The organism is Desulfurococcus sp. (assembly GCA_026626905.1).
GTDB lineage: Archaea > Thermoproteota > Thermoprotei_A > Sulfolobales > Desulfurococcaceae > Desulfurococcus.
Genome location: JAPNUX010000002.1, coordinates 1 through 19,854 on the forward strand (window position 1 = coordinate 1; position 19,854 = coordinate 19,854).

Sequence of the window (19,854 nt, forward strand, 5' to 3'; positions counted from 1 at the left end):
AGTTAAAGCAACCAGCGGCTTTGTAAAGCATGTCAAAGAGACTTACGCTGTACTACTGTCTCGTCCATGGTGGACTTATGGTGCTGAAATGGGAGTTAATGAGCATGGAGTAGTAATGGGTAACGTAGCGGTTTTCACTAGGGAACCCTATAAGGATAGCGGCTTGCTTGGAATGGATATACTTAGATTAACTCTCGAGAGAAGCCGTAGCGCTAGAGAGGCCTTAGAAGTAGTAATTGAGTTAACTGAGAGTCCCGGACAGGGTGGAAACTATAGCTATGAGAAGCCTTTTAGATACCACAACTCCTACCTGATAGTGGACTCTAGTGAAGCATGGATTATTGAGTCTGCCGGTGAGTTCTGGGCTGCTAAAAGAGTAAGCGATGTATACTCCGCTTCCAACGCGTTAACGATCAGCGATGACTAGGATCTATCCCCCCGGAGCTAGTAAAGCATGGAGTAGAAAAATACAATTGCAGTAAGGAGGGCTTCAACTTTTCAATAATGTTATAGTGATAGACTCTACACCTGGCTTGCCCGTGGAAGAGAGAGAAGAAGGTTCACGTACACGAAGCTCTTAGAGAAGAAGGGGGAACTCACAGTAGAGGACTTCATGAGTATATTGAGAAGTCATAGCAGGGAACCCTACCATCCAGCACGAGGATCCACGAGGGATATATGCATGCATTACGGAGGTCTCCTGCGGCCCTCTCATACTGCTGCATCAATGATCGTGGCATTGAAACCCGGCTGTAAACCATTAATCCTAGCATCTATTTCACCGTACCCATGTCTCTCAGCGTATAAGCCCATACCCTTCGGCTTTAATCCTCCCGTAAGCTTCAAGGAGACGAGTAACAAGTATAATCCTGAAAACTACTGGTGGGTGCATAGAAGGCTTAAATCACTCCTGCAGTCATGCTATTACAGCCAGGTAGTACGAGAGTATATTAATGGAGTACGAGGGATCGAGGAAGAATATTTGAAGCCGTTGATACTAGAGTATAGTGAGGGAAAATGCGTAGAAGACGAATCATACAGTATTCTAGAAAGCATGATAGAAGCTGAAAACAAGCTACTAACAAAGGCTTCTAAAGCTATTAGCGGGAAGTATTGCTGGAGGCATCCATTCCACACGCTTATACTCAAGAAGTCTGATGGGAAAGCAGGCTTCTAGCTGGAATACTCTCACGCCGGCTGATGTCTCCACACGGCTGCTTTCAACTAGTAGAGCAACCTTAATAATTACTCAGCATTAGACTTTGTTTTAAGGGGAGTCTAGCGTGAAGTTCCATGGTAATGCAGTTACATTAATATTGATTGCAGCTCTCCTTACCTCCTCGCTCGTAATAGCACCGTCGTCCCTAACACCTGCATCAGCTAGTGGAGTAGGAGGTAGAGTTAAATTCGCTGAGAAAGTCGTCTTGTTAAGCATAGATGCTGCCCGCATAGATTATACCATGAAGCTTGCAGAGGAGGGACTGCTACCCGGATTCAAGAAGGTTATGGAGAATGTTGTTGTAGCAGCAGGCATGATTGTAAGCTTCCCCTCTGAGACATCAGTATCACATGCAGTTATATCTACAGGTGCTCCACCAGGTACAACCGGTATTACAGGCAATAATATTCACTTGCCGGGTACAGCAGTCAACAAGGTGGTATCCGGGTTCGATGGAAGCAATCTTCAAGCTGAACCACTATGGGCTACTCTCGAACGTCAAGGCTTAAAGGCAGTTGTAGCTGCATTTCCTCAAAGTACTCCATCATACTGGGCTAGTAGAGTTAACACTTCAATACTATTCAATCCCTATGATAGCTTCATACCAGTATCCTACTCCACGCTGTACACAAGCAACTCCAGCGTGAAGGCTGCCAGAGTAGTTAACTTCAAGGAAGCGGTGAACTGGAGTGGCGTCAGCGATGTACTCGGTGGAGTAAGCCTTGCACTTGAAGCGGAAATACCTATGGGCGACGACAAGTGGTATCTGTATCTAGCCGATATCAATGGTGACGGGTACCCTGATAAAGTAGCTATTGTGCCATTAGAGAAAGATCTACGTAAAGCTGTAGCTGTACTTGGCGAGGGCGAGTGGAGTAAGCCTGTAAATACAACCATAACTGTGGGAAGCGTAAAGTATATTGTGGCTCCACTGTTTAAAGCATTGAACTTGAGTCTCGAGAACTTCAGATTGTATAGAAGCCTCATGAGGCCGTTCAACGGCAGCTGGTTCAACAACTACGAGCTAGCATGGAAGGTCTGGAATAACGTGGTCGTGAAAACCGGGATGATCACGGATGGAGATTGGTTCGGCCTTGTAAACGAGTGGTTTGATCCAGAGACATACATGGAGACAGTTCACTACACTAACGAGTTCTTCAAGGAGTTCACGCTATACCTGCTGAAGAATACGGAGTGGGATTTACTAATGAGCTACACCCCTATAGTAGACAATGTCTACCATCAATTCCTAGGCCTAGTTGACCCTAGCATGCCCTACTACGATGAAAGCAAGGCTAGCTTATACTGGAGCTATATAGTAAGAGCCCACCAGTGGGCAGATGAGATCCTGAAGGCAATACTTGAAAACGTCGACCTCAGTAAAACCGTGGTGGTAGTAGTCTCAGATCACGGGCAGTGGCCGGTTAAAAAGCTGGTTAACATTAACAGTATACTGTATAATGCAGGATTGATAAGCGTTGATGAAAAAGGCAATATACTCTGGAGTGCCGTGAAAGCATACTACACAGGTTCAAACCAGATCTTCGTGAACTTGAAGGATAGAGAAGAAAATAGGGTCGTAGGGCAGTCGGAGTACGAGGATGTTGTCAGAAAAGTAATGTCTGCTCTGGCGAGTATTAGAGACCCGGAAACCGGGGAACCAGTATTCGGGTTAATCATGAGGAGAGAGGAGGCAAGGATACTAGGACTCTACGGTGACCGCGTAGGCGACGTGGTGTTCAGCCTGAGACCAGGCTATTCTGCCTCTACAAGCCTTGTAATCAATAAGAGTAGTGGTGAAGGCATAATATTCTCGCCTGCTATTCCACTTAAAACTATAACTGGAACACATGCAGACTTACCATTCTACCCTCAACTACTCGCAGTATTTAGTGCGATAGGATCCTCCATTACTCCTGGACGCTTAGGCTATATAAGCTCGACGAGTATAGCCCCAACGATAGCATATATCCTAGGGATTGCACCACCCCTTAATGCTACAGGCATTGTTCTCCCTATAGTAGGGCCAAGGCTAGTGACTACAACTACTACAGAAGTATTTACTGAGACGGCAACAAAAACTTTAGTGGAGACTAGAGTATCGACTACTACGTTAACTTCAACGAATACTGTAAAGGTAACCGAGGTTAGAACCGAAACCTTAATGGAGACTGAAACCACGACGCTAACTGTTAAAACTATTGATACTAGCTCGCTTATACTAGTAGTTGTGCTAGCACTAGTAGTCGGGGCTATTCTAGGAGGACTGCTATTAAGGAAACGCTAATCCTATTATTCTATTCCAGCTTTTTTTACTCACGTTAACTTTCTAGTTTCATGTGGTTAAATGACTGTAGTCTCTTAGATTATGCTTGGTGGATGAGTTGAGTAAGGCTACCAGTGGAGGAGACTTGGTCTCAGTGCTAACTAAGGAGAAGAAGATAAGGATAGTGCCCGATACGTCGCTCGACTCTCTGATTGCTGCAAGCATTCTCTTGAAGACTCTTAGAGAGCATAATAAGTCGCCTAGGGTTTCCCTGGATCCCAAGTTGCTCCTAGATGACAGGGATGAACCATCAATTCTCTTGAATCTACCGCCTGTCAGCGGGAGCAGGCAGGTCTCGCTAGTTTTTACGGGGGAGAGCTCTATTACAGGTATTATTGCCAGCTTGCTCGACGACTTATTTGTGATCGAGTGGTGGGATAAAGTACTAGCTATAATTGCTGGCTTATACAGGAATCTATACGTCTTTAGGGAAGGTAAGTTCAAGGGTGTTGAAGACAGGATTCTAAGAGAGCTGATTAGCAGTAAAAAGCTTGTAGAAGTCCCGTCAATGCTGAGGGCGTGGGGAGTTGATAGACTAGGGTTAGCGCGCTCGCTTAAAAGAACTCTTATTCCATTCATGCCTGGCTTAACAGGTAATATTGAACCCATAAAAGAGATCACCCAGAGGATCTTCAAGAGGAATCCCGAGGAGCTCAGGGTGCTTGATGCCTCCAACGAGAAGGAGATGATACTGCTACTTGAGTTTCTGCGAGAGCTGGCTAGAGTCCTAAACGTGAATGTAGGAGAGCTTTCAAACAAGCTGCTAGGCGACTTCATAGTATCCAGCGAGGTCTTCGAGGGTTTAAAGCTACAGTTAAGTGAAGCTATGGGAGCCCTCTTAGTCTTCAACAGCTTAGAGAAACGCAACCCACTATATGTTATCGGGGTCAGTGTTGATTCAAGCTTAATACCCTCCATGCTTACAGTCTACGAAGAACACATTGAGGAAGCATCTAGCTTGCTCGGAATAACAATACCGAAGTGGCTGGCTGATAGAAGCGAGTATATTGATGTAGAAGAGTTCTTCGAGAGACCGGGGATAGTTGCAGATATCCTAGGTAATCTTAACGCTCTACCACAGGGAAGGCCCGTTCTAATACTACATGAAGGAGTAAAGGTGACAGAGCTGAGAGAGCTCTTGAGAATCGGTGTTAAACCAGAAGATGCTTACGCTAGGTGCGATGAGGTGCAGTTATGCGTAGTAAAGTAGAAGACCGGCATTCCTGCATAGCATGCTTAACTATTAGCGGTCCTCGAGAGTTCGTTGAAGCAGTATACTCCTCACTACACCCAGATAACCTGGAGGCTGGAGAGGAGATCAGGATCTCGGAGACTATCAGCAGCAACCTGTACAAGGTTGAAGTAAGCGTCAAGGGTGGACTCTCCAGTGCCTTTAAAACAGCACGCTCTACAATCAGCGAGATACTAAACCTGCTGGCAATGCTTGAATCTGTAATTGAGGGGACTGCCTGAGAATTTAAATATCCCTTTAAGGCATTACTCCGCCTGATTTAGATGGTTAGAGGCTGACTAAAATGTCTTCAGGGCGTAGAGCTGTAGTGAGAGATAAATGGAAGCTTAAGAAGTGGTATGATGTAGTAGTCCCACAATCACTCGGCGGCATAGTAGTAGCTACAACCCCCGCCGACACCCCTGAGAAACTGATCGGGAGAGTTGTTGAGACAACACTCTACGATATAACCGGTGATATAACACAAGTCCACGTTAAATTATACTTCCAGGTCACGAGTGTGGAAGGGAACAAGGCTTTAACAAGGTTTAAAGGACACGAGCTAGCGAGAGACTACATTAAGAGCCTAGTGAGAAGGAAGAGCAGCAAGATCCAGGGGATAGTTGACGTGACAACCAAGGATGGATACAAGCTACGTGTAACTATAATAGCGCTGACAAGTTATAGGTGCAAGACAACCCAGAAGAAGGCTATCAGAAAGATTATGAGGGAGTACATACTCAAGAAGGCGAGCGAGCTGACACTAGACGAATTCCTCCAGGAGATACTAAGCTACAAGATCTCGAGTGAGATAGCTGAGCTAGCGAGAAAAATATACCCGATTAGAAGAGTTGAAGTATATAAGTCGAAGCTGCTAGCAGCGCCGCCAGTATCCGTGGAGCCTAAGCCTGCTGCTACACCACAGCTAGGCTGAAAGCCTCACGCCCGCTCCTCGGGTAGCTGGGTTTTTCCATAAGCATGAAGACTATTTGAATCGGGTAGTCTGGTTCTACAGTTAGTAGTAGATTTACTTGAATACTACTATTTGATAGTTTAGCGTTAAGTATATTTTATCGAGCAGCAGGAACATACTAGCTGAGGGAGGATTTTTGAAGGCAGTTATACTAGCTGCTGGAAACGGTGTTAGACTGAAGCCTGTGACCGAGACTCGCCCCAAACCCTTAGTCCCAGTCCTCTGTAAACCCCTACTACTCTGGCATCTAGAGAGACTCGCCTCAGTTAGAGAGATAGATGAAGTTGTAATCGTTGTTGGATACATGGATACCGCTATTAGAACCCTAGTTGAAAGCTACAAGCATCCATTCAAAGTAAGGTTTGTTAAGCAGGAGAAGCCCTTAGGTACTGGAGACGCTGTTATAAAGGGGATTGAAGGCTTGGATCACGATGAGGATGTAGTTATAGTATACTCCGACATCTACTCCTCTGTAAACGTAATACCAGAGATCGCCAGAATTGAAGGAAGTGTTCTCGTCGCCGCCGAGGTAAGCGATCCAGAGAAATACGGTGTTATAGTCGAGGAGAATGGGTTCCTGAAGACCATAGTGGAAAAACCGCTTCAACCACCATCACGGTTAGTTAATAGCGGCATATACAAGTTGAAGGTGAGAGATATCGTGGAGAACAGTGATATACAGCCCAGCCCGCGAGGCGAGCTAGAGTTCACTGATATCGTAAATAACATGAGTCGAAGAGGTATTAGAGTGAGAGTAGCCAAGCTACCCGAGTCAACTTGGATAGATGTCGGCAGGCCATGGCACATTATTGAAGCTAACAAGATGGCTCTAAAGGAATTAAAAGGAAGGATCATAAAGGGATCAATCGTGGAGCCTGTATACATTACTGGAGATGTATACATAGGGGAGGATGCGGTAGTAAAACCCTTCACGATAATAGAGGGGCCGGCATACATTGATAGAAACGTTGAACTAGGCCCGAGTGCTAGGATAAGACCTTGGACCGTAGTCTGCAGCGGCTCGAAGATAGGATTCAGTGTTGAAGTCAAGGAGAGCGTGATACTAGAGAACGTAAAAGCAAAACACCTCGCCTACATAGGAGACAGCATTATATGCGAGGAGGTTAACATAGCTGCTGGGACAATCATAGCTAACCTTAGATTTGATAGAGCTACAATTAAAATGAACATAGAGAACCACATCGAGGACACGGGTAGAGTTAAAATGGGAGCTGTAATAGGGGCCCGTGCATCAATAGGAGTCAACGTATCGATCTCACCAGGCGTTAAGATTGGAAGTGGCGCCTGGATCATGCCGGGTACAGTAGTCTACAGGGATGTTGAATCTAACACCATATACTATGGTAGCGGGGAGAGTAGGAATAAAAGCCGGGATTAATTAGATTAAAGTGTAGTGGAGGAGAGATGACGAGAACATACAGAATAGAGGATTTCAAAGAGAAGTACCCGAATCTAGCTAGAGAGATACTTGACGGTGAAGGCGAAGGAGACTTGAAGATAATCTTTGATGCAAGCTACATTGACCCGTGGAAGGGGTATCTACCTTCAGCAATAGACTACATAAGACGCTGTAAAACTGTAGAGGAAGCCCTAGAAGTCCTCGACTACCTTGTTAAACACGAAGAGCTGAGCGTAGAAGAGGGAGTAAGGCTTAGGAGAATTCTAGAAGAGAAAGGGTTAGAATACTTCGGGAGGAGAAAAGAGGACGACTACTACTACAAGGAGGCTAGGAAGTTCTGGAGGACACTGAATAGACTCCTCAGGGGTAATGCAGGCCTGGAAGCACGCGTCGAGGAGAAGGATTAAACTAGCCTGGAGTCCTTGGCTGGCGGGATATCCTGGAGCATAAAGTAGCTCTCAAATAAGTTAGATTCTAGCCTGCATTCTCAGAGTGGGCTCTGGGTTTAGACTTAGCTGCTACAATTTTCACTACATCTCCATCTCCCAGGATGTGGTTTTCCCCAATTCTCCTCTTACTCCTTGCATCTATAGCGTAGAGGAAGCTCTCGCCGAGCTCTGTGTGCACCATGTAAGCTAGTTTTCTAGCAGTAATACCCTTGGGGACTAAGTATGCGTCTGGAAGCACGTTTCCATAGTGATCAGTATACTTGTTCTCGTCTTCAACAGGGTATACTACGATAAACCCGAGCTTCCTGAAGACAGCTGTGTTAAGAAGCTCTTGAACACCTGTTGAACCGTAGCGCTTGAGGACGTTATTCTCTACAAGTCGTAGTGCCTTCAATTGCTCGCTTGTTAGCTTTGATCCATCTTTAACTGTGAAGGATGAGTCCCCTGGAAGGTACTCGATTACCCCGCTAGAAGCAGCCTTTCTTAGAATGTACTCTCCTAGCGCGCTCACAGGTACAACATTCTCCTCACCAAACCTCTTTTTAAGCTCCCCTACGTATTCGAAGGCTACTGGTATGTCTACTTTATTAGCTGCTATGATGATCGGCTTACTAACTTCTCTCAGCTTAACTGCGAAGTCCTCTACATCTCTTGTACTCCACGCTTTAGGCGGCTTATCCTCAAGCCCCGCCCTCTTTACAGCTTCAGCTACGTGATGCCTTCCAATGCTCAGCCCAGAGAGGTTCTGAGCTATTAAGTCCAAGGGGGCTTGAGCTGAGAGAAGAGATCTAGAGATCTTAGACTCCCATACACGTATAACCGTGTTCTTGAACCACTCATTTATCTCGTTGACTATGCTCTCAGCTTCCTCAACCGGATTCTGGGTTCCAGGGGGCTGGGGATTACCCTCTAGATCAGTTGAGCCGGATGCATCTACAACATGTATTAGCACGTCAGCCTGCCTTAAGTCATCCATAAACTTGTTACCGAGCCCTCTTCCCTTGCTTGCTCCTGGTATGAGGCCAGCTACATCTATTATTTTAACAGGAATGAATCTGTTACCAGCGATACAGAAGCCTGAACGCGGGTTGCACGCTGGCAGCCCTAAGTCGACGTGGGCGCAGCGGACTCTCACATATCCTACACCGATATTAGGCTCTATAGTTGTGAAAGGGTGGTCTGCAATCTTAACTGGTATCATTGTTAGAGCTGCAAAGAGAGTTGACTTGCCGACATTAGTCTTACCTACAATACCTACCAGGATCTCTGGTGGCGGCATCTGGCTTCAACCCTATACACGATACTAGCTGAATGGAAATATTTATAATCAGCAGTTGCTATTTGAGGGCACCAGTGCTGGCAACGCATGCGCCACTAGTAGTGGTGTTTGATTATGAGTAGAAGCATGTACCACTATATAGCTGAGGCCTGGAGGAAGGCTTGGAGTGGAGAGGATAGAGAGCTTAGAGACCTCTTAAGAGAGAAGTTAGTAGAGTGGAGGAGAGAGCCATCTGTAGTTAGAGTGGAGAAGCCTTCAAGACTAGATAGAGCGAGATCCCTAGGGTATAAGGCTAAGGTAGGCTTCGTCATAGCGAGAGTTAGAATTAGAAAAGGAGGTTTGAACAGGCCTAGACCTGATAGTGGTAGAAGACCTAAGAGAATGGGTGTCTACGGCTACTCTCCAGCTAAGAGCGCAAGGCTTATAGCTGAGGAGAGAGCGGCTAGAAAATTCCCCGGCCTCGAAGTCCTCAACAGCTACTATGTTGCCGAGGATGGAAGATACATTTGGTATGAAGTAATACTAGTAGACCCCCACCACCCATCAATCTGCAACGATCCTGATGTAGGCTGGATATGTGAGCCTCAGCATAGAGGTAGAGTGTTCAGAGGGCTTACAAGCGCAGGCAAGAAGATGAGAGGATTGAGAAAGAGCCGTGGACTTAAAGGCACGGTTAAATACAAGTGGAAGCGTAAGCAGAAGGAGAGAGAGCTGAAGAAGCGCCACGAAGCCAGTAGAGGAGCCCGCGAGCCATGGCAGGTAGTAGAGAGAAAGCAGGAGGAGTAGCACCACATGTTGTTGAGCTCTCAGCATTCTGCCATGCAACAGAGGATTGCGGGAGGGTACGCTCCTCTATACTGAATCTTCTACCCCCGAGTCTACGCGATGGGGTTATACTCACTGAGGAAACAACTACAGGATACTATGGGAACAGGATAACAGTTTTTAGAGCGAGAATACTAGAGCAGTGCGAGGAGGTTTTACGTTATATTTCATCGATAATGGATGAAACCAGCAAGTCTATTCTAAGAGTTTCAATACACTTACGCTTCGACCAAAAAGCAAGAAGGTTAACGTTGAGGTTCAGCAAGCAAGATGCCTTCATGGGTAAAGCGAGACTACTAGACTCCGATGATGTAGTTAAAATAGTAGTCCACTTCAAGGGAGTTAGAGATACTGGAAGACTACTCGAGTACCTGGAGGAACTAGGCGTGGCTTCAAGCCCCTCGAAGTCTCCTTAACAACACGGGTTGAAATATACGAGGGTGGTTTAGTGTTCATCGATGTAAATGTTGCCAAGTGTAACGAGCAGATTTTAAGAGTAGCTGAGAGGCTTGGATACAGCTACTTAGCGTGTAGTAGCATGCATAACGGCTTCACGGGGAGAGTTAAAGCAGTAGGGAGGGTAGTAGTTAAGGCTGAAAGTGTCAGTGAACTCAAGAGGGTACTTGCAGGAGACCTTCAAGGCTACGTTTCAATAGTGCCGTTAACAGTCAGCACTGCGAGATGGAGTTCTCACGATGGAAGGATAGATTCAATTATGATGACTGGTGAGAACTTAGAGCTATTCGATAAGAAGCAGTTTAGAACCATGAAGATCTATAGGAAGCCGCTTGAAGTATCCATGAGGGATCTTACTTCTCTCAGTGGGAGTGAAGGCGGTAGATTCTATAGGAGGCTGAATCTAGCTGTTAGAATGGGCGTGCAACTAGTAGTAGGCTCCGGAGCTGAGGACTGGTGGGATCTTCTCCATCCTCGTGTAATAGTAAGCTTCCTTAAAGTAGCCTACGATATACCGGAAACCAAGGCTTTAATGTCCATTACAGCCACGCCAGCCCAGATCATGGCTTCCAAGACTACTATCCGCAATAATACTGTTCGGTAGAGCCATCGAGGTATTTAATATACTAGTCTCTTACATGATTAATGATGGCTCCATAAATCTCTATCCGCTAATATTGATTCTAGTTAATACAGGTGGACTGGACTCCATGGACACTCTAGAAGGACTAGTAATTGCAGTGCTCGCCTTATCCCTCTTCTCGCTAGTCTTAGCTATTAAAGCGTACAGGAAGGCCGGCAGCGTGCTGAAAGCCAGCCGCGCGCTTGCTGAGGCTGAGAGAGAGGGGAAGCCTATTAAATTGAGGAAACGCTATATAGCCTTCACGCTGTCATGTAGTAAGCCTGTTAGTAGGAGAGCCTTCGAGAAAACTTTCACTGAAGTCTTCGCTAGGTACTTCGGTGAAAGCACTCTCAGCAAGGCTTCACCCCAGCTAATCTTATTCTTGGAGGAAGAGCAGAGAGGAATAGTAAGAGTTAGCCATCTCTACCGAGATCACGCTGTAGCAGTACTAGGCTTGCTCAAATCGATCGGTGATGCAAAATGCATTGTGATACCGTTAAGGACTTGTGGAACACTAAAGAAGTGTAGAGAAGCCGTTGAAGCCGGGTGATACAGCTAGCAACCGTAGTGAGGTGCGGGGGGTGGGATTTGAACCCACGCAGGCCTACGCCAGCGGATCTTAAGTCCGCCCCCTTTGGCCAAGCTCGGGCACCCCCGCATTCGTATCAAATCATACTTGGATCAGGGCATTAAATTTTTACTCCTGGTTTAAGACCACGGGTCTAGATTAACAATATATTCATTCTTGTAGGGTTAGTGCACTCTAGCTGTAGCGGGCTTCGAGCCTGCAGTTAAAGTCAGATCGTCGCGAAGCAATCACAGGTCATTCTGGAGCGGCTTCATCATCAAGGTCTTAGTGATTACTAGACTCCCTTAATTAATGTGCCTGCATCTTTCTCAAGGTTAAAAATGCCTGGCTGCATTAAGGAGATGCTAGGAACTGGAGAGTGGTGTAGAAGCATGGGTTTCTCCATGGCTGCAGCGTATGATAGGGCGATAACAATATTCTCGCCTGACGGGAGAATATACCAGGTAGAATATGCGTTCGAGGCTGTAAGGAGAGGGTGGACTACTATAGGCTTGAGAACTAAGAGTGCTGCGATCGTAGCAGCCGAGAAGAGGAAGATCACATCGCTTGTAGATGAAAAGACTGTCCAGAAGATCTTCAAGGTGGATGACCACATAGGAGCCAGCTACGCTGGGATGGCTGGTGATGGAAGAATCCTTGTAAGTTATGCTATAAGCCAGGCACTACTACATAGATTCTACTATGATGAGCCGGCACCTGTGGAGTACATTACGAAGCTGGTATGTGATTTCAAGCAGGCTTACACTCAGCATGCTGGTGTAAGACCTTTCGGAGTTGCAATGATCTTCGCTGGAGTAGATGACGGGGGGACACAGCTCTATATGACTGAGCCTAGTGGCAGGTATCTCAGCTACTATGCTACAGCAATAGGAGAGAAGAGTAATGTAGTACTTGAATTCCTCGAGAAGAACTACTCGTACAATCTTGACACCCGTGAATCCCTGAAGCTTGCCGTCCAGACTCTAGCAGGAATAGTTGAGGCTAGACCCTACGAGAGCTACATGGAGATCGGGTATGTCGACGTTGAATCTAAACAATTCAAGATACTCTCGGAGAAAGATATTAGGATGCTCATAGAGGAGCTCGAAAAAGAAGGCAAATTAAAGAGCCAGTAGGAAACTTACCGCTTACATTTACTCATAGGGGGATTTTAAACCGTGAAAGATAAACTTGTCATCGCACGCTACGAGTCTAAAGGGCATAGATTCGAGGTCCTCGTGGATCCAGAGCTAGCCCTCAAGATTAAGGAGGGGAAGCAGGTTAACATTGACGATGTGCTTGCAGGAGACTTCGTCTACAAAGATGTAAGAAAAGGGTTGAAGGCATCCCCGGAATCCATGAGAGAAGTCTTTGGAACAGATGACCCTAGAGTAGTCGCCCTAGAAGTCATAAAGCATGGTGAGCTGCAGTTAACAGCTGAGCAGAGAAGAAGGATTATAGAAGAGAAGAAGATGCAGGTACTCAACCTGATCGCTAGAAACGCTATTGACCCTAAAACAAAGCTTCCAATCCCAGTGAAGAGATTGGAGCTAGCCATGGAGCAGGCTAGAGTATCCATAGATCCATACAAGCCTGCTGAACAACAGTTAGAGCACGTGGTCTCCCAGCTAGCTAGAGTAATACCAATAAAGATCGCGAAGGCCTATGTAGCTGTGAGAATACCTGGAGAGTACGCTTCTAGAGCATTCAGGCAGCTTCAATCCATTGGAGTCGTGAAGAAGACTCAGTGGCGTGAGGATGGCAGCCTGTACGCTGAGATAGAGATACCTGCAGGACTGCAACAGGAGCTGATAGATAAAGTTAACGCTTTAAGTAAGGGTAGTGGTGAAGTCAAGATACTAAGCGTCGGGTGAATAGTTTTAATGCTTCAAGCAGTAATATCAACAATTAGAGAAGCATGGGTAAGAGTAGCCGTGTTTTCTTCAAGCTTAATGATAACTCTACTACTGCTGGTAAGTGAAGTAGTCGCACAGCTCTGCTTAACAGGATTAAAGCCTCTTCACACTAAATACACTTATGGGATTTAAATGGTGGTTTCCATTGAAGATCCTAGTAGCTGATAGACAGCTAGTGCGGCCCGGCGACTGCCTCGCCATACTTAATGAAAGCGTTAGCGAGTTAAAGAGGTATCCCGAGAAGCACGTATATGTGATCGGTAATAAAGTGATAAGCGATGTCCTCGGCATAGTCTACGTTGAAAACGAGGATTTAAACGTGATACCTCTTGAAGGCGTATATTACCCTAGAAAAGATGACCTAGTCATTGGAGTTATAAGCGGGATAGGCGTGACAGCATGGAGTGTTGATATAAGAGCCCCCTACAAGGCTGTTCTCCCAGGACAGGATGTCGTAGAGGGGTTCAATCCTATAATCCACAACTTAAAGAACTATCTAGATATAGGCGACTACGTTCTAGCTAAAATAGCCGTATTCGATAGAACGAGAGACCCTGTTTTAACCACTAGGGGGAAAGGTTTAGGGAAGATCACAGAGGGTGTTGTCGTTGAGGTTAAACCAAGCAAGGTAGCACGTTTAATTGGGAGGAGGGGTAGCATGTATAATATTCTCACCTCTACAACAGGTTGTGATATAACAATAGCTCAGAATGGTTATGTATGGTTGAAGTGTAAGGATGAATACACTACTAAGGTTTTAATAGACACGATAAAGCTTATTGAGTTAAAGGCGCATATACGTGGTCTCACCGAGGAGGTGCGGTCTACTCTAGAGTCTAAGTTGAGGGGGTAGTATGAGCGGTAAGCCAGTACTAATTAGAGAGGATGGTTTAAGAATTGATGGGAGGAGACCAGACGAGCTCCGCCCCATAAGAATAGCGATCGGAGTGTTAAGAAACGCTAATGGAAGTGCTCTCGTCGAGTACGGTGGTACAAAGGCTTTAGCAGCCGTTTATGGTCCACGGGAGGCTTTACCCAAGCATATAAGCCTACCTGATAGAGCAGTACTGAGAGTAAGATACCATATGGCTCCATTCTCAACAACCGAGCGTAAGTCACCAGCGCCAACTAGAAGGGAGATAGAGCTATCTAAGGTTATACGTGAAGCCCTTGAATCCCTTGTATTTACATCCCAGTTCCCGAGGGCCAGCATAGATGTATTCATAGAGATACTGCAGGCTGATGGAGGCACGAGGACAGCCGGGCTAACAGCAGCGTCACTCGCTCTAGCCGATGCAGGGATACCAATGAAGGATCTAGCGATAGGTGTCGCAGTGGGTAAGGTTAACGGCGTGCTAGTCTTAGATATCAACGAGGTAGAAGACGAGTACGGGGAGGCTGATCTACCAGTGGGTATAGCTCCCAACTTAGGTGAAATAGTATTATTCCAGCTGAATGGTGTTTTAACGAGAGATGAACTTAAGCAGGCTTTGGATATGGCTTTCAAAGGAGTAGAGGAAATATACAAGGTTGCCAAGGAGGCTATTTCCAGCAGGTATTTAAAGATGCTTGAAGCAGTAAGCTGAACACTCCATGGTGGTTTAAATGAGTGTCACACCAAGCAGGGAACCCCTATTACCGCGGTCGCAGGTTGAAAACATACTGAGATCCCTGAGGAAGGGTGAGAGAGTAGATGGGAGAGGGTTAAGCGACTACAGGCGGATAGATGTAATATTAAACCCAATACCTAAGGCTTCAGGTAGCTCCCTGGTAAGACTCGGCGGCACCCAAGTACTAGTAGGCGTTAAACTAGAGCTGGGAGAACCCTTCGAGGACCGGCCGAACGAGGGAGTCCTCCAGGTGCACGCGGAGTTTGTTCCACTAGCATCATCATCCTTCGAGCCCGGGCCTCCGGACGAGAACTCGATTGAAGTAGCTAGAGTAATCGATAGATCCCTAAGAGAACCGAAGGCTGTGAAACTAGAAGATCTAGTCTTAGAGGCAGGGAGAACAGTGTGGGTTATCTTCAACGATATATACCTGCTAGATCATCAAGGCAATATTATTGATGCAAGCATGCTGGCATCTATGCTGGCCTTAGCATCTGCTAGAATACCTAAAGCTATCAAAACTGAAGACGGCTACCGAGTTGACTATAATGAGACAACTGGTAAGCTACCAGTAAACACTCTTGTTGCAACAGTAACAATGGGGATCTATGGTGACACCGTGGTAGTAGACCCCTTACTAGAAGAGGAGGCTGTCCTTGACTCGTTCATCACAATAGCTGTAGATGAAGCTGGAAGGATCTGTGGGATACAGAAGAGGGGTTTAACTGGTTTATCGAGGAGGGTTCTCGAGAATGCTGTAGATACAGCGGTATCCAAGGGTAGGGAGCTCATAGATTTAATGAGGAAAGTATTAAATAACCCTGAGGAATACATGAAGCCATTAGCATTCGAGTAGGGTGGTGCTTAAATGGGTAGAACAAAGATTGTAGGTATTGCGGGAAGATATGGAACTCGGTATGGTTCAACACTCAGGAAGAAAGTACGTGATATACTAGAGAAGAGGTATGCTGATCACACGTGCCCGTTCTGCGGGCATTCAGGCAGAGTTGTAAGAGTATCAACCGGTGTATGGATGTGTAAGAAGTGTGGTGCTAAATGGGCTGGAGGAGCATACCTACCGAAAACTGAGGCCGCGAAACTATTCCCAAGTGTTATTGTAAGGGAGTAACATTCTTGCTACTAATATCGACATCCCATAGGCCATCCCAGAGGACTAGGTCTTTTACTAAGGATCTCGCTTCACTAATACCGTACTCTGCAAGGATTACACGGGGTAAAATGAGGCTCAGCGATCTCGCTGCAGAAGCCTATCGGCGTGGCCTCCAGTATATTCTAATCGTATGTGAGAGCCGTGGAAACCCCTCACAGCTATTAGTCTACAGGATTGAAGCATCTACAGGATTGTTCCAGGTGAGTAGGTATGCAGTCATCAAGTTAAAGGGAGTAAGGCTCTCCAGGGAGAATCCCTTGTCGACTAGAGTGTATAATCCTAGAAGCATTGGTATTGATTATGAGAATTGCACGACCGACTTATGTTTTACTCTAGCAGACCTACTACTAGCTATATTCTTTAAGGTGCTCGGGAACCAGCCTGACGTTAAAGTCGTTTTAGAGGATGGTGAGGCTGTTACTATGAGATTCTATAGTTCTGTAAACCGTCAAGTCGGCCCTTTAATCAAGGTTAGAGAGGTGACTGTATATAAGTAAGCGTATTGAAGTCGAGTACACTCTAGCAGTAGAAAGTAGTATTGGTGAAACAGTAGCCTCCTCCATTAAGCCTGAACTAAGCGAGATCCCAGGAAACTGTAGCAGCGAGATAGTAATTGAGGAGAAAGCGCTAAAGCTTAAACTAGCATGCGATAACGCCAGTGACCTAAAAGCCTTAAATAACAGCTTCACCAATATGATACTCATGCTAGTAGAGCTACTGGAGGTGCTTAAGGTTGAGCGAGAAGAGTCTTCCACCAGAGATCCAGCAGATGCTAGTCCAGTATCAAACCCTCCGTGAACACCAGGTTAGAATAGATGCAGAGTTAAAGCTTGTTGAAGCAGAGTTAAGCGACATAGAGAGCATTCTGGATACACTGAAAAACACGAGCGATGACGTTGAGCTTTACAAGGCACTCGGCCACGTGATCATAAAGAAGAGTAAGGCTGAAGTAGTAAAAGAACTTGAGGATAGAAAAGAGCTCTTAATAGTGAAGAGAGATAAGTACCGTAAGCAACTAGACTTCGTTAACAAGCAGGTCAGCGAGCTCGAAGCTAAGATAAAGGAGGCTTTAAGTAAGCATGGCCTCACAGCCAGCCGGTAGACAGCTGGGTAGAATACGTCTTAATGAAGTAAGCCTGGATGTAATGGAGAGCATAGTATTAAGACTAGATAACGAGGTATTCGAGTACATTTCATCGAAGCTCCCGAAAGGATCCAACGTGAATACTGTTATCAGTATAGAGCTTGAAGGAGACCACTTAAACCTAAAGCTGGATCTAGAGGCGTCAGGCCCGTTCGGCGACCTATACGATTACGAGCAGATACTACAGGATGCAATCAATCATGCTAGGGTAGTTTTCGAGAAGCTGATTGAGAAGTACCGATCCTAGATGTTTAATTAGTGTAATCAAGCCTCCATGAACCGCAATGATACTCAAGTTTTATAACAGCATATTCTTGATCGAGAATGCTAGGTGTAGAGGTGGTGTTTAATGGTTAGATACAAGCAGACAGCTGAAGTGTTAAGGCTCATGAAGAACGTTGAGCAGATTAGGAATATAGGTATAACCGCTCACGTAGACCACGGTAAGACAACTCTATCCGACTCTCTGTTAAGTGCTGCAGGACTACTCTCCGAGAAGGTGGCTGGTCAAGCACTAGCCCTCGACTACCTTGATGTAGAGCAGAAGAGGCAGATGACTGTTAAAGCAGCTAACGTTAGCCTCTACCACGAGTACAAGGGTAAACCATACCTTGTAAACCTGATAGATACGCCGGGACACGTGGACTTCCAGTCGAAGACTATCAGAGCCCTTCGCGTTATAGATGGAGCAATAGTAGTAGTAGACGCTGTGGAAGGTGTTATGACTCAGACAGAAATGTATCTACGTGTAGCTTTAGAGGAGAGGGTTCGCCCAATACTCTTCATAAACAAGATTGATAGGTTAATTAAGGAGCTACGGCTCTCACCAAGCGAGATACAACAAAGACTAGTTCAGATAGTTAAGGATATCAATACGCTTATAGCTAACTACGCGGACAAGGAGTTCCAGAAGACATGGCTACTAGACCCCATGAAGGGCCAGGTAGCATTTGGTTCGGCGAGAGACCGCTGGGGTCTCACAATACCCCTGGTACAGCAGAAGGGGATTAAATTCTCCGATATAATTGATACCTACAATAGAGGCAAGGATGCTATTGCAGAGCTACAGAAGGTCGCGCCTCTTCACGAGGCAATACTCGACATGGTAGTTAAGTACGTGCCTAACCCAAGGGAGGCTCAGAGATACAGGATCCAGAAGATATGGCATGGAGACCTCAACCATGAAGTAGCAAAGTACATGATTGAAGCTGACCCGAATGGCCCGCTAGTAATGCTTGTAAACGATATTAGAGTTGACCCGCACGCCGGCTTAGTTGCCACTGGGAGAATATACTCGGGTACTCTTAGAGCTGGGGATGAAGTATGGCTGGTTAATGCTAGATCCCCTCAGAGGGTTCTCCAAGTAAGCTTGTACATGGGGCCCTACAGAGAGCTGGCTGATGAGATCGCAGCAGGCAACATAGCTGCAGCACTAGGCTTAGATAAAGCGAGGTCAGGTGAAACCGTTGTCTCGCTAAAGTACAAGGATTCCATGACGCCATTCGAGAGGCTGAGAATGATCACGGAGTCTGTTGTCACAGTAGCAATAGAACCAAAGAACCCGCAGCAGCTGACTAAGCTCATTGACTCACTATACAAGCTACACCTAGAGGATCCAAGCTTAATCGTTAAGATTAACGAAGAGACAGGCGAGTACCTCCTCAGCGGTGTCGGCACGCTACACATTGAGATCGCGCTCACCCTACTAAAAGATCTCTACGGGCTGGACGTCGTGGCTTCACCACCCGTCATAGTGTACAGGGAGACCATAAGAGAAGCTAGCAGAATATTCGAGGGTAAGTCACCTAACAAGCATAACAGGTTCTATATTAGCGTCTCACCACTAAACGAGGAAACCATTAGATTAATGAGTGAAGGCATAGTCACCGAGGACATGGATGCACGCGAGAGAGCAAAGATCCTGAGGGATCAAGCAGGCTGGGATGCTGATGAAGCAAGAAGAATTATGGCTATTGATGAAAACCTCAACATCCTGATTGATCTAACCACTGGTGTACAGTACCTGAGGGAGGTTAGAGATACAGTAATCCAGGGCTTCAGGCTAGCGATGAGGGAGGGCCCGCTGGCAATGGAGCCAGTACGCGGTGTTAAAGTAATACTCCACGATGCAGTAATACACGAGGACCCGGCGCACAGGGGTCCAGCTCAGATATTCCCAGCTGTAAGAAACGCTATATTCGTAGGCTTCCTGACAGCTAGGCCAACAATACTTGAGCCAATACTAAAGCTGGATATAAGAACCCCAGTTGAATACATAGGTAATGTTTCAACAGTAATCACTAAGAAGAGAGGAAAACTCATAGAGGTCCAGCAGATGGAGGCAGGGGCGAGAATAGTAGCTGAGATACCAGTCTCAGAGTCCTTCGATATAGCTGACATGCTGAGGAATGTAACAGCTGGTAAAGCGATATGGGGTCAGGACTTTAGCAGGTGGGCTCCAGTACCTGAAAGCATGCTAGCTGATCTAATAGCGAAGATTAGGACTAGGAAAGGATTAAAGCCTGAGCCACCGAAACCCGAGGACTTCATGTCGCCGTAAAACACCGTGCTAGCTTAATCTAGATGCAGCTATTTTCTCGAGGACTAAATGGTTTATTAATCCCCCTACCTCCTCTATTGAATTC

Annotated in this window: 24 protein-coding genes and 1 tRNA gene; 23 read left to right on the forward strand and 2 right to left on the reverse strand. The window is 46.1% G+C overall.

The window, feature by feature from the left end:
• The 8 genes from OWQ48_01470 to OWQ48_01505 all read left to right on the forward strand — a co-directional run.
• On the forward strand, window positions 1-427 hold a 427-nt coding region (locus tag OWQ48_01470), incomplete at its 5' end, for a C69 family dipeptidase (protein ID MCY0867891.1).
• A gap of 186 nt (window positions 428-613) precedes the next feature.
• A complete protein-coding gene (locus tag OWQ48_01475) occupies window positions 614-1,177 on the forward strand; it encodes a hypothetical protein (protein ID MCY0867892.1) in 564 nt (187 codons plus the stop codon).
• 106 nt (window positions 1,178-1,283) lie between these two features.
• Complete coding sequence (locus OWQ48_01480; GenBank protein ID MCY0867893.1) at window positions 1,284-3,506, forward strand: alkaline phosphatase family protein; 2,223 nt, start codon at window positions 1,284-1,286, stop codon at window positions 3,504-3,506.
• 97 nt (window positions 3,507-3,603) lie between these two features.
• Entirely contained in the window at window positions 3,604-4,755 is a 1,152-nt protein-coding gene (locus OWQ48_01485) for a phosphoesterase (protein MCY0867894.1), read from the forward strand.
• Window positions 4,740-5,018: a KEOPS complex subunit Pcc1 gene (locus OWQ48_01490; GenBank protein MCY0867895.1), complete on the forward strand. Its 279-nt coding sequence runs from the start codon at window positions 4,740-4,742 to the stop codon at window positions 5,016-5,018. Before OWQ48_01485 ends, OWQ48_01490 begins: the two co-directional genes overlap by 16 nt.
• 62 nt (window positions 5,019-5,080) lie before the next feature.
• Complete coding sequence (locus OWQ48_01495) at window positions 5,081-5,710, forward strand: 30S ribosomal protein S3ae (GenBank protein ID MCY0867896.1); 630 nt, start codon at window positions 5,081-5,083, stop codon at window positions 5,708-5,710.
• A gap of 175 nt (window positions 5,711-5,885) precedes the next feature.
• Window positions 5,886-7,148, forward strand: a complete 1,263-nt coding sequence (locus OWQ48_01500) for a sugar phosphate nucleotidyltransferase (protein ID MCY0867897.1) — start codon at window positions 5,886-5,888, stop codon at window positions 7,146-7,148.
• A gap of 26 nt (window positions 7,149-7,174) precedes the next feature.
• Complete coding sequence (locus tag OWQ48_01505; protein ID MCY0867898.1) at window positions 7,175-7,576, forward strand: DUF2095 family protein; 402 nt, start codon at window positions 7,175-7,177, stop codon at window positions 7,574-7,576.
• 67 nt (window positions 7,577-7,643) lie between these two features.
• On the opposite strand, the gene OWQ48_01510 is transcribed toward OWQ48_01505, so the two are convergent.
• Window positions 7,644-8,897 carry a redox-regulated ATPase YchF gene (locus tag OWQ48_01510; protein MCY0867899.1) on the reverse strand — a complete coding sequence of 418 codons (1,254 nt, stop codon included), beginning with the start codon at window positions 8,895-8,897 and terminating at the stop codon, window positions 7,644-7,646.
• A gap of 114 nt (window positions 8,898-9,011) precedes the next feature.
• Here OWQ48_01510 and OWQ48_01515 point away from each other — a divergent pair, with 114 nt between their 5' ends.
• The 4 genes from OWQ48_01515 (at window position 9,012) to OWQ48_01530 (ending at window position 11,350) form a co-directional block, all read left to right on the forward strand.
• Window positions 9,012-9,683 (forward strand): 50S ribosomal protein L15e, encoded by a 672-nt coding sequence (locus OWQ48_01515; protein MCY0867900.1) that lies wholly within the window; start codon window positions 9,012-9,014, stop codon window positions 9,681-9,683.
• Window positions 9,650-10,138: an exosome protein gene (locus OWQ48_01520; protein MCY0867901.1), complete on the forward strand. Its 489-nt coding sequence runs from the start codon at window positions 9,650-9,652 to the stop codon at window positions 10,136-10,138. The genes OWQ48_01515 and OWQ48_01520 overlap by 34 nt, the downstream gene beginning before the upstream one ends.
• Before the next feature lie 32 nt (window positions 10,139-10,170).
• On the forward strand, window positions 10,171-10,782 hold the full coding sequence (locus OWQ48_01525; protein ID MCY0867902.1) for a ribonuclease P: 612 nt from the start codon (window positions 10,171-10,173) through the stop codon (window positions 10,780-10,782).
• Window positions 10,783-10,855: 73 nt separating this feature from the next.
• Window positions 10,856-11,350, forward strand: a complete 495-nt coding sequence (locus tag OWQ48_01530; protein MCY0867903.1) for a ribonuclease P — start codon at window positions 10,856-10,858, stop codon at window positions 11,348-11,350.
• 23 nt (window positions 11,351-11,373) lie between these two features.
• Here the strand turns inward: OWQ48_01530 and OWQ48_01535 are convergent.
• A tRNA-Leu gene (locus tag OWQ48_01535) sits at window positions 11,374-11,458 on the reverse strand.
• Between the two features lie 251 nt (window positions 11,459-11,709).
• Here OWQ48_01535 and psmA point away from each other — a divergent pair.
• The 11 genes from psmA (at window position 11,710) to OWQ48_01590 (ending at window position 19,769) form a co-directional block, all read left to right on the forward strand.
• Window positions 11,710-12,504 (forward strand): archaeal proteasome endopeptidase complex subunit alpha, encoded by a 795-nt coding sequence (gene psmA, locus OWQ48_01540; protein MCY0867904.1) that lies wholly within the window; start codon window positions 11,710-11,712, stop codon window positions 12,502-12,504.
• Between the two features lie 42 nt (window positions 12,505-12,546).
• Window positions 12,547-13,242, forward strand: a complete 696-nt coding sequence (locus OWQ48_01545; protein MCY0867905.1) for a ribosome assembly factor SBDS — start codon at window positions 12,547-12,549, stop codon at window positions 13,240-13,242.
• A gap of 9 nt (window positions 13,243-13,251) precedes the next feature.
• Window positions 13,252-13,416, forward strand: coding sequence for a hypothetical protein (locus OWQ48_01550; GenBank protein MCY0867906.1), 165 nt, complete (start codon window positions 13,252-13,254; stop codon window positions 13,414-13,416).
• A 13-nt stretch (window positions 13,417-13,429) separates the two neighbouring features.
• On the forward strand, window positions 13,430-14,137 hold the full coding sequence (gene rrp4, locus OWQ48_01555) for an exosome complex RNA-binding protein Rrp4 (GenBank protein ID MCY0867907.1): 708 nt from the start codon (window positions 13,430-13,432) through the stop codon (window positions 14,135-14,137).
• A gap of 1 nt (window position 14,138) precedes the next feature.
• Window positions 14,139-14,870, forward strand: coding sequence for an exosome complex exonuclease Rrp41 (gene rrp41 / locus OWQ48_01560; protein ID MCY0867908.1), 732 nt, complete (start codon window positions 14,139-14,141; stop codon window positions 14,868-14,870).
• A 19-nt stretch (window positions 14,871-14,889) separates the two neighbouring features.
• Window positions 14,890-15,750, forward strand: coding sequence for an exosome complex protein Rrp42 (rrp42, locus tag OWQ48_01565; protein MCY0867909.1), 861 nt, complete (start codon window positions 14,890-14,892; stop codon window positions 15,748-15,750).
• A 12-nt stretch (window positions 15,751-15,762) separates the two neighbouring features.
• Window positions 15,763-16,023, forward strand: a complete 261-nt coding sequence (locus OWQ48_01570) for a 50S ribosomal protein L37ae (GenBank protein MCY0867910.1) — start codon at window positions 15,763-15,765, stop codon at window positions 16,021-16,023.
• Between the two features lie 5 nt (window positions 16,024-16,028).
• Window positions 16,029-16,562 (forward strand): ribosomal biogenesis protein, encoded by a 534-nt coding sequence (locus OWQ48_01575; GenBank protein ID MCY0867911.1) that lies wholly within the window; start codon window positions 16,029-16,031, stop codon window positions 16,560-16,562.
• Window positions 16,563-16,798: 236 nt separating this feature from the next.
• On the forward strand, window positions 16,799-17,167 hold the full coding sequence (locus OWQ48_01580; protein ID MCY0867912.1) for a prefoldin subunit beta: 369 nt from the start codon (window positions 16,799-16,801) through the stop codon (window positions 17,165-17,167).
• Window positions 17,145-17,456 (forward strand): hypothetical protein, encoded by a 312-nt coding sequence (locus OWQ48_01585; protein ID MCY0867913.1) that lies wholly within the window; start codon window positions 17,145-17,147, stop codon window positions 17,454-17,456. Before OWQ48_01580 ends, OWQ48_01585 begins: the two co-directional genes overlap by 23 nt.
• Before the next feature lie 102 nt (window positions 17,457-17,558).
• Window positions 17,559-19,769, forward strand: coding sequence for an elongation factor EF-2 (locus tag OWQ48_01590; protein MCY0867914.1), 2,211 nt, complete (start codon window positions 17,559-17,561; stop codon window positions 19,767-19,769).
• The last annotated feature ends 85 nt before the right edge of the window (window positions 19,770-19,854 follow it).

Coding starts and splice junctions, on each gene's coding strand:
- OWQ48_01475 (MCY0867892.1), top strand. CDS start 614: ATGAGTATATTGAGAAGTCATAGCAGGGAACCCTACCATCCAGCACGA.
- OWQ48_01490 (MCY0867895.1), top strand. CDS start 4,740: ATGCGTAGTAAAGTAGAAGACCGGCATTCCTGCATAGCATGCTTAACT.
- OWQ48_01495 (MCY0867896.1), top strand. CDS start 5,081: ATGTCTTCAGGGCGTAGAGCTGTAGTGAGAGATAAATGGAAGCTTAAG.
- OWQ48_01505 (MCY0867898.1), top strand. CDS start 7,175: ATGACGAGAACATACAGAATAGAGGATTTCAAAGAGAAGTACCCGAAT.
- OWQ48_01510 (MCY0867899.1), bottom strand. CDS start 8,897: ATGCCGCCACCAGAGATCCTGGTAGGTATTGTAGGTAAGACTAATGTC.
- OWQ48_01515 (MCY0867900.1), top strand. CDS start 9,012: ATGAGTAGAAGCATGTACCACTATATAGCTGAGGCCTGGAGGAAGGCT.
- OWQ48_01520 (MCY0867901.1), top strand. CDS start 9,650: ATGGCAGGTAGTAGAGAGAAAGCAGGAGGAGTAGCACCACATGTTGTT.
- psmA (MCY0867904.1), top strand. CDS start 11,710: ATGCCTGGCTGCATTAAGGAGATGCTAGGAACTGGAGAGTGGTGTAGA.
- OWQ48_01550 (MCY0867906.1), top strand. CDS start 13,252: ATGCTTCAAGCAGTAATATCAACAATTAGAGAAGCATGGGTAAGAGTA.
- rrp41 (MCY0867908.1), top strand. CDS start 14,139: ATGAGCGGTAAGCCAGTACTAATTAGAGAGGATGGTTTAAGAATTGAT.
- rrp42 (MCY0867909.1), top strand. CDS start 14,890: ATGAGTGTCACACCAAGCAGGGAACCCCTATTACCGCGGTCGCAGGTT.
- OWQ48_01570 (MCY0867910.1), top strand. CDS start 15,763: ATGGGTAGAACAAAGATTGTAGGTATTGCGGGAAGATATGGAACTCGG.
- OWQ48_01585 (MCY0867913.1), top strand. CDS start 17,145: ATGGCCTCACAGCCAGCCGGTAGACAGCTGGGTAGAATACGTCTTAAT.
- OWQ48_01590 (MCY0867914.1), top strand. CDS start 17,559: ATGGTTAGATACAAGCAGACAGCTGAAGTGTTAAGGCTCATGAAGAAC.